Annotated in this window: 9 protein-coding genes and 1 pseudogene; 1 reads left to right on the top strand and 9 read right to left on the bottom strand. The window is 53.9% G+C overall.

The genetic code is table 11. The annotated features are described in order from the left end of the window. The 5 genes and pseudogenes from BM036_RS16995 to BM036_RS16975 form a co-directional block, all read right to left on the bottom strand. Positions 1-399: pseudogene (locus BM036_RS16995) on the bottom strand (heavy metal-binding domain-containing protein); the annotation flags it as partial. A 3-nt stretch (positions 400-402) separates the two neighbouring features. After that, positions 403-1,335 (bottom strand): DMT family transporter, encoded by a 933-nt coding sequence (locus BM036_RS16990; RefSeq protein WP_091854538.1) that lies wholly within the window; start codon positions 1,333-1,335, stop codon positions 403-405. A 43-nt stretch (positions 1,336-1,378) separates the two neighbouring features. After that, positions 1,379-2,029 carry a methyltransferase family protein gene (locus tag BM036_RS16985; protein WP_058091979.1) on the bottom strand — a complete coding sequence of 217 codons (651 nt, stop codon included), beginning with the start codon at positions 2,027-2,029 and terminating at the stop codon, positions 1,379-1,381. Continuing rightward, on the bottom strand, positions 2,022-2,243 hold the full coding sequence (locus tag BM036_RS16980; RefSeq protein ID WP_091854536.1) for a DUF2933 domain-containing protein: 222 nt from the start codon (positions 2,241-2,243) through the stop codon (positions 2,022-2,024). The genes BM036_RS16985 and BM036_RS16980 overlap by 8 nt, the downstream gene beginning before the upstream one ends. Before the next feature lie 42 nt (positions 2,244-2,285). Then, positions 2,286-3,188: a YncE family protein gene (locus BM036_RS16975; protein ID WP_245742706.1), complete on the bottom strand. Its 903-nt coding sequence runs from the start codon at positions 3,186-3,188 to the stop codon at positions 2,286-2,288. Between the two features lie 402 nt (positions 3,189-3,590). Here BM036_RS16975 and BM036_RS16970 point away from each other — a divergent pair, with 402 nt between their 5' ends. Further along, a complete protein-coding gene (locus BM036_RS16970; protein WP_091854534.1) occupies positions 3,591-4,883 on the top strand; it encodes an ATP-grasp domain-containing protein in 1,293 nt (430 codons plus the stop codon). A 36-nt stretch (positions 4,884-4,919) separates the two neighbouring features. Here the strand turns inward: BM036_RS16970 and BM036_RS16965 are convergent, their stop codons facing one another. The 4 genes from BM036_RS16965 to BM036_RS16950 all read right to left on the bottom strand — a co-directional run bounded on the left by BM036_RS16965 (position 4,920) and on the right by BM036_RS16950 (position 10,708). Further along, entirely contained in the window at positions 4,920-6,503 is a 1,584-nt protein-coding gene (locus tag BM036_RS16965; RefSeq protein ID WP_091854532.1) for a BCCT family transporter, read from the bottom strand. Positions 6,504-6,519: 16 nt separating this feature from the next. Further along, positions 6,520-7,209 (bottom strand): lycopene cyclase domain-containing protein, encoded by a 690-nt coding sequence (locus tag BM036_RS16960; RefSeq protein ID WP_211289147.1) that lies wholly within the window; start codon positions 7,207-7,209, stop codon positions 6,520-6,522. Positions 7,210-7,225: 16 nt separating this feature from the next. Next, positions 7,226-8,233, bottom strand: coding sequence for a hydroxyacid dehydrogenase (locus BM036_RS16955; RefSeq protein ID WP_091854530.1), 1,008 nt, complete (start codon positions 8,231-8,233; stop codon positions 7,226-7,228). Between the two features lie 99 nt (positions 8,234-8,332). Further along, positions 8,333-10,708, bottom strand: a complete 2,376-nt coding sequence (locus BM036_RS16950; protein ID WP_245742703.1) for a copper-transporting P-type ATPase — start codon at positions 10,706-10,708, stop codon at positions 8,333-8,335. Positions 10,709-10,970: the final 262 nt, after the last annotated feature.

Below are 10,970 nucleotides of genomic sequence, written 5' to 3'. Positions count from 1 at the left end.
GTTACGGCTAACCACGGATTTCCAACCCCGGACGAAGAAGGGCCAACCGCACCAGAGCACCACAGGCGTTGCCAGCACCAGTTGAATCCAGTTGGACATCTGCGGGGCTATAATGTGATCGAGTCCGGTGAGGTGCCCACCCATCTCCAGTACCAGTACAGGCAGGGCCAGCACCAGGCCGATCCAGAATCGGCGGGTCATGTCTTTGAGTTCTTCCGAAGGCCCGTCGTCCAGGCTTACCTGCTCGGGCTCTAGGGCCATGCCGCAGATTGGGCAGTCCCCTGGCCCTTGCTGCCGAATCTCGGGGTGCATGGGACAGGTATACATAGTGCCCGGCGCTACCGGCTCTTGCTGTTTCTTTTCCCAATCGAGGTACTGCTCAGGGTCCTCGTCGAATTTCTACTATGAGCTACGGATCACCTTTGCCTGTTCCCCGACAGCGGAACCGCTTGTTGTTTTCCGAGGCGCTTTGACAACGATCACCAAGCCGACAATTGTGATTCCTATCCCGATCATCTCCAGTGATGTGAAAGTTTCGCCGAACAAAAGCATTCCGATAGCGAGACCGAAAACAGGCGTTAAAAAGGTAAACGAATTGAGGTTGTTCAAGGGCGCGCTGGCGAGCAAGGCATACCAGAGCACAACCATCATTGCCGTTGCCGGAATGGCCAGAACGAACATGGCCGTCGTAAATGACCAAGTCCAATCAATCTCGAAGCCCTCGCCCAAGCTCACGGATGCTATTCCCAGAAACACTGAACCTATGACAAGCTGAATGCCCATCGACCAATAGATATCATCACTGCCGGCCTGGTATTTAAGCAGCACGTTTCCAATGGCGGTTCCAATGGCACCACCAAGAACATAGACGGCCCCTGAAAATCTGGCGTTACCAAATTCCATCTCTGGCATCGCTAGCACCACAACACCAATAAAACCGATCAAAAGGCCTACAAACACACGCCCGGTCACAACCTCTCGGACGATAAAAAATGAAAGAACCGCCGCAAACAGCGGTTGCGCATTAGCCAGAACGGTTGCAAGTCCTGGCCCCAGTTTGCCAGCTCCTAAAAACATCCCTCCAAGCCCCATGCCCGTGTAACTGAAGCCAATTGCGGCCAGTATCAGGAGCTGGCGAAGTGAATAACTGGGCCGACCACCTTTTGTAAAAGCGAGCAGAATCAGACAGAGCCCTGCCAGCAATGCGCGTAAAGCGGCAAAAAGCAAAGGTGGCGCGTCCGGCAACCCCACCACAATAAAAGGAAAGCAGATCGCCCAAAGAAAGGCGACAAGAACCATCCCAGCGACTGCACGTATCGAAAGTGATTGGTTCACCAACGGCTCCTTTATCTACCCATCAAATGAGTAGAGCTTTTGTTCAAGCTTGCCGCCCCAATCCGCGCAATCGCGGCAAAAACCTGGGAGTGTTGTCTGCATAGTGTCTCCAGGCTTCCCCGAACGTTTCTTCGGCTTCCCGTTCCTCACTGATCGATAACCGTGAATACATCCAGAGCAAAACCGGGAACATCGCCAGGGTTAACAGAGTCGGCCACTGCAGCAGGAAGCCAAACATTATCAAGACAAAGCCGACATACTGTGGATGCCGAACATACGAATAGAGACCTGTCGTAGCCAGCTTTCGCTCTTTTTGCGCCGCGTACAAGGTTCGCCACCCGGCGGCAATCAAGTAAAAACCTCCACCAATAAACACCGTACTCAACAAGTGGAAGGGGCCGAAATGGGGAGAACCCTGCCAACCAAAAAGCATTTCAAGCAGGTGCCCGCTATCGTGGGCAAGCCAATTTACATCGGGGTATTGAGTCTGAAGCCAACCGGATAGAAAATAGAGTGTCAACGGGAACCCATACATCTCAGTGAATAATGCCACGAGAAACGCGCTGAACGCGCCGAAGGATCGCCAGTCTCGTTGGGTCTGTGGCTTAAAAAAACTGAAAGCGAAGAAAATAAAGATCACCGAGTTAAGAACCACCAGCCCCCAAAGGCCGTAGTCGGACGAAGCATCAGTCATCGCGTTGGCCTCCGTTTTTGCCTGCTGGTTGATCGTGGTGGTTGTGGCCACCGTGACTCCCATGCCCTCCGTGCATAAACATATGAATAAACGGGCATGCAAGAAGGATTAACCACGGCAGAGCACCCAGAAGGTGAACCTTATGTTCGCCCCAGAGTAAAACCAAAGCGATAACCGCAAAAATTGCCAACGTAATCTTAAAACGCTTATCCATATAGAATCCCTTTGGGAAAAGCTTATCAGTGGGGCTTACTGGCTAGTAAGCCTCAAGCGATATTTGGTGACCTATCCCGTCCAAAGAAACGTCATCGATAATTTCCAGAGAGCCCGGATCAAGCACCCAGAGCCTGGCTTCGGCCCGACTGGTGATTAATAGGCTGCCATCGACGGGAGAGACCGCCAGGTGGTAAGGGGCCGGCGCCAGAGGCATGCTGTCGCGGGTTCCGCTGGCCAGCTCGATACGGACAACTTGGTTGCCGCCCTCGCTGGTCGCATAAAGTATCTGGCCATCTGTGCTTAGTCCCACGCCGTGGGGTTGCGGCCCAACATCGTATCTTGCCAGCACCTCACCTCTGGAAAGCCCAAGGACAGCGACTTCCCCCGAGGCCCCGTCATTCACATACACCCTCTCGTTGTCAGGGGAAAGCACCATGTGCTCAGGCCCACCGCCGACGCGAAGATTACGCTTGACGAACCAGTGCCGAGTATCCACTTCGCTGACGGTCCCGTTACCAGTATTGCTGACCAGTAAAGACTGACCGTCATCGGTCGCCACTACGTAGTTTGGCGCCGGGCCCGTGGCCAGGGTTTCAACGAGCTGTCCGGACTCCAGGTCAACCACACTGATCCCACCGCCCATAGGATGAGTGGAGACAGCGAATCGACCGTCAGGGGTCACCAGCACATGGTGCACGGGCCCTGGCACCTCTACAGTGCGAGTAATCGCGCTCTTGGCGGTATCCACAACGTAGATCCGGCCGGTATTGGCGTCTTCCGGAGCCGCGGTAGCTTCACCACCGTGGTGGGCCGCGTGCTCGTCCTCCGTCACGCCCTCCGGGCGACTGATCGGCTCTTCGCTGTCGTGCGCGGTCAGACTGCCAGCAACCAGATAGTGACCATCCGGAGTCAGGGCCGAGCCATGGGTGTTGATTGTCCCCATAATCGACGGCATTACCTGACGACTTCTCAGATCAATAATGCCAACAGAATCAGCTGTCCCCATGGGTACAAACGCTCGACGGCCATCTGCAATTGCAATAGTCGATAAACCTATCAAAGCGGTGATCGCGAATCCGGTAAACCACCCTTTTTTTGATCTATATTTCATAGTTCTGCCGCCTGAATCATCGTGTAGTACCAGTCTGCTACCTATCGGGAGAGTCTAAGATGGGTAGAGAGAGCCAACTTACCTAGCGATAGTTCAACACGCGGAACTGAAACAGACCTGAAAACAGATCTGAAGTATGAATCTATTTGACGTAGATCACACATGGGAGATAGGTTTTTTTGAATTTCAAGTATGCGATTACAATCAGTGAAACTCTCGACCAACGGACTCCTGATGCCCGAACCTATCCACAAAAACCAACGATTAGCCGACAGTCGAGCCTACAAGCTCAATCGCCATTGCTACTGCATCACTCTCGACCGTAAAGCGCTCAACAAGAGCCTCAGAAGCATTCTTATCGATGCTGGAAGTGGACCGTCAGAGTTCGCCGAGTTCGACCAGCTTTTTTCAAACACACCGATTTTTGTTCCCAGATCCGACATAGCTGCGATGGAAAGGATCGTCCAAGCGATCGAATCGGCCACCGAACTTCCGTCGTTTCGTGAACGAGTTCTGTCCTGGGCACCAAAAATCGCACAGTTCAATCCGGGCCCCATTGGGGCATTCATGGGTTACGACTTTCACCTGGGTCCCGACGGCCCCCGGCTGATAGAGATCAACACCAATGCCGGAGGTGCCTTCCTGAACGTTGTGCTGGCGAGAGCCCAGCATCGCTGCTGTAACCCATCTCAACAGACCGCAGTAACCCGTAGCGAGCTCGACGGATTCGAGGATGCAGTGTTGACGATGTTCAAACAGGAGTGGCAAAGACAGCATGCCACTTCGGTACCCAACTGCCTGGCGATAGTTGATGATGCCCCGAAGACCCAGTTTATGTTTCCCGAATTCCAGTTGGCCCAACAACTTTTCCAGACCAAAGGAATTGAGGCGTTGATACTCGATCCCTCAGAGCTTGTGTATGCCGATGGGCGACTGACAGCCCGTGGTAAGCCCATTTGTATGGTTTACAACAGGCTGGTGGACTTTTCACTGGACGCCACGGCTCATGCGGCATTAAGACGTGCGTATCTGGACGGCGCCGTGGTTGTAACTCCCAACCCCCGAGTTCATGCCATTCTGGCCGATAAGCGAAACCTGACCTTGTTGTCAGCCCCGCAGACTCTACTCGACTGGGGACTGAGCTTAGCGGATGCGGGCTGCCTGGAAGACGCCGTGCCGAAGACCCGGCTGGTTTCGAGTGAAGATGCTGCGGCGTTGTGGAGCGCTCGGCGCCAATTGTTTTTTAAGCCGGTTGCAGGTCACGGCAGCAAGGGTGTCTACCGGGGCGACAAGATGACCCGGCGTGTTTTCGAAAACATTCTGGATGGCGGCTATATCGCACAAGATCTCGTCCCCGCTGGAGAACGAACTCTACGAATTGACGATGCGGTGACCACCAGAAAGGTCGACATTCGCCTGTATACCTACGCCGGCAAAAGTCTGCTGGTTGCCGCGAGGATATATCAGGGCCAGACAACCAACTTTCGCACGCCAGGAGGCGGGTTTGCACCGGTCTTCCAAGTGTGACTATTCACACTACGGGCAGATACTGCCAGGTGATGTTCATGCTTGATCTGCTCCTGTCCATGGCTCAGCAGCCCGATGTTGCTTACAACCTTCTCTGGGTGCTACCAGGGGCTCATGATGCAGCGCCTTCAACAGGCCGGCAGTCATAGCAACAATAACCAGTGAGAACGGCAAAGCCGCAAGTATGACCGCATCCTGAAGGACGGCAATCCCTCCAGCCACCAGCAGCACAGCTGTCAGCACCCCATTGGCAATGGCCCAACCGGCTTTTGACGCTTTCGGAGGCTCAAGTTTTCCTCCCGACAAAATGATATTGACGACCAATGCGCCCGAGTCCGCAGACGTTATAAAGTAGATGCCGATGAGGAGGGTTGCGACCAGACCCATGACAAATTTAAGTGACTCAGGAGCTCCCAGATGCTCGATGGTGGCAAAGAGTGCATAGGCGATGTCTTTGTTGACCGCGTCAACGATCCCGCCGCCACTAAAGAGTTCGCTGTGGAGCGCAGCCCCCCCCATCACCGCGATCCAAACGAAGGTCACCAGCGTTGGTAAAAGAAGAACTCCGAAAACAAACTCTCTCAAGGTGCGCCCGCGGGATATCCGGGCGATAAACAGCCCGACAAAAGGTGACCACGCTAACCACCAGCCCCAGAAAAACACCGTCCAGGTCGATTGCCAGTTCCCCGGTTCATTGGCGCCAACATAGAATGTCATAACTAACAGGTTATCGAGGTATCCGCCGATTTCCTGAACCAACAACCCAGCCATGTAATCAAATGGGCCAATCACCATAAAAGCTGCCAGCAAAACCAGCGTTAGCCAAAGATTCATCTCACTCAATATCTTGACGCCTCGCCTTACCCCGGACACCACCGAAATCGTCGCGATCATGGTAACCACTGTCACCACTGACAACTCTACCCAAAGGGAGGCCTCCACAGAAAAAAGCCACTTAAGGCCAGTGCCAGTCTGACGGGCCCCCAGCCCCAGCGTGGTCGCCAGACCAAAAACGGTAGCAAAAACAGCGAGGGCGTCCACCAAATGCCCCCAGAACCCAAAGATTTTCTCGCCAATAAACGGAAACAACGCAGAACGAGGGGCGAGCGGGAGGTCTTGCCGATAACTGAAGTATCCGAACGCAATAGCGACCATTGCAAAAATAGCCCACCCGTTAAGCCCCCAGTGGAAAAACGACAATTGAATTGCGGTGGACGCTGCGGAGGGGGTAAAGCCCTCTGGAGCAAAAGGGTTACCCTGGAAGTGCATGATCGGCTCGGCAATGCTCCAGAACAGGAGTCCTACCCCGGTTCCAGCCGCAAACAGCATCGCCAACCAGGGAAAAAGCCGATATTCGGGTTGCTCATAATCTTTACCAAGACGGACGTTCTTATAGCGGCCCAGTCCCAACCACAATACAAATGCCGTCAGAAACGCAACCAGTGCCACATACCACCAGCGCAGCAGACCATCGACGGACGAAGAAACGTAAGCGAGCGCATACGCAAACTCAGACTGCCAGATCAGCGCGCCAGCGAGGGTCAAACCAATGGCTCCAATGCTAAATAGTGACGGCAAAATGGGTTGTTGGAGATGGCTATTGCCTATAACGTTCCGCATGATGATTAGCCTTTTGTTATACCCTACTCTGCCAATAGCGATGCTCGTAGAAATTACTCCAAAGTGCGCCTAACGTGGCGGCAAAGAGCAGCTCCTCGACCGGGACCCCAAAAACCCTGAACCCGCTGATCGCTTCGTTGTTCCAGTAAAGATCAACAAAGTTTGGGTGTGACCAGTTCATCGCACTGAAAAAAACGAAATAAAACAGCGAAAATATTGCGGCACCTTTTATCGCACCATCGAGAAGATCGACTCGACAAATAACAGTGCTGATGGCCCCAGCCAAGAGCCCCATAGAGGCGGTATATATTGAGTTGAGACTGGTGGTCAGTTCCAGGAAGGCAAACACTAAAACCGGGGAGCTCAAAGCCAACGCATGAAACCGATGCATCCTCCCCAGTTTATAGTCACTCGGTATTGACTTTGCTTTCGTGGTCGATCCGAGCTCATAAAGCGTACTGGCCAAGCCACCCACGGCGAAAGAGAACAGAATACTCTCGACATCAAAGCCGTAGTTTTCCCCCAATCCGAACAACGTTGGAGGGCTCCAGTATTCCGGGTAAAAAAGCGGCTCCGTTAACCCCAGGGGAGCGGTACCAAGACTCATTGTCAGCATTTTCTTCTTGTTGCGGGTAAAGACGAAAACCACACTCCACAGAAGCACCAACAACACGCTCCAGATCAAATAGGTATAGAGCATCGGCATAAAAAACCATCCTGGCTCAGTGTTTATTCACAAGATTGCGGGGGGCACCCTCGATGAAGCCAACAATGTTTTCGCCAGTGGTCTTGAGGATTCTTTCGACAGCCTCTTTCGTATTGAACGCACTGTGGGGGGTGACGATGACGTTTCTCATGTGCTGAAGAACATGGTTGGCAAACAGCGTTTCCAGATCATGTTCCTTGTCAAAAAAAGAGCGGATCAATTCCACCTCTTCCCTGATGGAGGGCTCATCCGGCAGTACATCAAGACCGGCAGCCGACACCTTCCCATCCGCCAGCGCGTGCAGCAAAGCCTGGGTATCAACAATGGAGCCGCGAGCGGTATTAATCAGGACAACCCCGCGCTTCATCCGGGCGAACTCCCTGTCCGACAGAAGATGCTTGGCCGATTTGCTGCCAGGAACGTGCAGCGTCACAACATCGGACTGCTCAAGAAGACCATCCAAATCGACGTAAGACACGTTATATCGGTCCGCGAATACGTAATCCGGCTTGGGATCGCAGGCAAGAACGTTCAGACGAAACCCTTGCGCGATTTCCACAACACGCTTACCGATAGCACCGGTACCGATCACTCCAAGGGTTTTGCCTTGCAGATCGAATCCCTGCAGGCCTTTCTGCGAAAAATCCCCCTTGCGAGTGCGATTGATCGCCTCTGGAATCTTGTGGCTAATGGCAAGGAGCAGCGCAAAAACATGCTCCGCAACAGTCTGGTCACCGTAGACGGGCACATTGCTGACTGGAATCGCATTTCTGGTGCAATACTCCAAATCGATATGGTCGTATCCCGTCGACCGGGTAGCGACAAATTTCAGATGCTCAAAGCACTCAAGTACCGAACGATCCAGGGCTGAATGAACGAAGGGTGAGATGATATCGGCGTCCCTGTATAACCCAACGTTGTCTATTCCGAGTTCCTCGTCCGTGAAGACAACCTCATGATTGCAGCAGGCATGCTGCAAAATATCGCACTCCCACTTCTCTGCCTCAAAGAACACAATTTTCATTAGCTTTCCCTGGCCAAACTCATTTTTACTCCGACCTCAGCACTGAGAGCCACAGGATAGGGCTACCAGTGAGAGGTCATCGATATGGTCGTTTCGCGCCTAGACTTTCTCTCGACGCAAACGCAGGGAGTTCATTACCACCGACAATGAGGACGCGCTCATTGCAAAAGCGGCAAAGATAGGTCCTATCAGGATGCCAAAGAATGGGTAGAGCACACCAGCAGCCACCGGCACACCCGCACCGTTGTAGACCAAGGCAAAAAACAGGTTCTGCTTGATATTTCGCATCGTCGCCTGGGACAACCGTCTGGCGCGGACAATGCCATCGAGGTTACCCTTAACCAAGGTAAAGCCCGCGCTCTCAATGGCGACATCCGCGCCGGTTCCCATTGCAATACCAACATCGGCCTGGGCCAGGGCGGGTGCGTCATTCACGCCGTCCCCCGCCATCGCTACCTTGCGCCCCTGGCTCTGAAGTTCGCGAATGATGCTGGCCTTGTCCTCTGGCAGCACATCGGCACGAATCTCATCGATACCGAGTTTACCCGCCACCGCCTTTGCCGTGCGCTCATTGTCGCCAGTTGCCATAATTATGCGGAAGCCAGCGGCGTGGAGGGCCTTGAGCGCAGCGGGTGTCGTTTCCTTGACCGGGTCGGCTACGCTGACAAGGCCTGCAACGGCGCCGTTAAGCACCACAAACATGACCGTTTCGCCTTCATCGCGTCTGCTATTGGCAACCTCCATCAGATGGCCACCGTCCAAGCCCAGCTCTTCCAGTAGTTTGGCATTGCCCAAAGCCACTGACTTGCCATCCACAACACCCTTGACCCCCTTGCCTGTAACGGCTTCAAAGTCATCGGCCTTTCCAAGCATCACGTTACGTGCCTCGGCGCCTGAAACGATGGCTTCAGCGAGCGGATGCTCTGACCCTTTCTCCAGTGTGGCCGCAAGCCTGAGGACCTCGGTCTCGTCATGACCCGATTCCGGCAGCACCGCCACTAGTCTGGGCTTGCCTTCCGTCAAGGTACCGGTTTTATCCACAATCAAGGTATCCACCTTGGCAAAACGCTCCAGCGCTTCGGCGTTCTTAATCAGCACACCTAACTGGGCACCGCGCCCCGTAGCCGTCATGATCGACATAGGCGTAGCCAACCCCAATGCGCAAGGGCAAGCGATGATAAGCACCGCAACCGCAGACACGAGCGCATACGACAAAGCTGGTACCGGCCCCCAGATGGCCCACGCCACAAAGGACAGGGCCGCCACGACAATAACCGCTGGTACGAACTTGCCGGCCACCATATCGGCAAACTTCTGGATAGGCGCGCGGCTGCGCTGGGCATTGGCAACCATCTCGACGATTTGACTGAGCGTAGTATCTGCGCCAACCCGGGTCGCCTCCATAACAAGGCTTCCGGTACCGTTGATGGTGGCCCCGGTTACTTTGTCTCCCTCCACTTTCTCTACCGGAACCGGCTCCCCCGAAATCATAGATTCATCAACGGAAGACCGGCCTTCAACAACAACACCATCCACCGGCACCTTGTCACCAGGCCGCACCCGCAGGTGATCACCGACCTTCACATCCTCCAGAGCAACCTCTGTTTCGGTTCCATCGGGCCGGATCAGGCGCGCCGTTTTGGCGGCCATATCCAGCAACGCACGTATGGCTTTACCGGTGCCCTCACGGGCCCTCAGTTCCATCACCTGGCCCAGCAGGACCAGCGTGACGATAACGGCTGCCGCCTCAAAATAAACGCCAACGTTACCCTCGGAGTCCCGGAAGCCTTCCGGGAAGATCCCTGGCACAAGGACCGCTACGATGCTGAAGATATAGGCCGCCCCAACTCCCATGCCGATCAGGCTGAACATATTCAGGTTCATTGTCCGAAACGAGATGTAACCGCGAGCAAAGAAGGGCCAGCCGGACCATAGGATTACAGGAGTAGCAAGCACCAGTTCAATCCAGAGTGACAAACGCTCACCGAAGAAGTCGCGAACCGCCATGACACCGATATAGGGAGTCATGGTCAAAATCAGCAAGGGCACTGAAAATGCCAGGGCAACCCAGAGCCGATGAGAAAAGTCCACCAACTCCGGGTTGGGCCCCTCATCTTCCGCGGTGGCCGATTCCTGCTCCAGTCCCATACCGCACAGAGGACATGCCCCGGGCTTTGTCTGTCGGACTTGAGGGTGCATGGGACAAGTGTAAACCACCCCCGAATACCCGGGTGGTACACGGTCATATGTTCGATCGTCGCCTGACGGTTTTTCATGATCTCCAGAACAATGGTGAGAGTGATCTGAATGAGAACTCACTTTATTGTTTTCCAGAGGCACAAGGTGCATCCCGCATTTCGGGCAATTCCCAGGCTCATCAGATATGACCTCCGGATGCATCGGGCAGGTATACTGGCCCTCCGACTCCTTCCCAGCACTATCTTTGATAGCAGAACTATTTTCTTTGGCAGACATCTTCCGATCATCCTTTCGATGGTTTCATACCGTTCGAGCCTCTCAAGGTTCGACCTGGTCATAAGCAATGTAGTTGCCCTCTACTGCACCCCATTCCACTACACCCGGCTGAACTGAACCTGAAAAGCACTTCTGCGCTTTGCATTTTTTTTGATCACCATCAACTTTTCGGTAAAGCCATTGCCCTGAGGTACACGTCAAACCGGACTTTCAGCTGAAATTCAGTCTTTGCCTATACTCTGTTCACCTAGAAAATATCACG

It is taken from the genome of Marinobacter segnicrescens, assembly GCF_900111555.1.
Lineage (GTDB): Bacteria > Pseudomonadota > Gammaproteobacteria > Pseudomonadales > Oleiphilaceae > Marinobacter > Marinobacter segnicrescens.
This window is presented reverse-complemented; position numbering and strand designations above follow the sequence as displayed.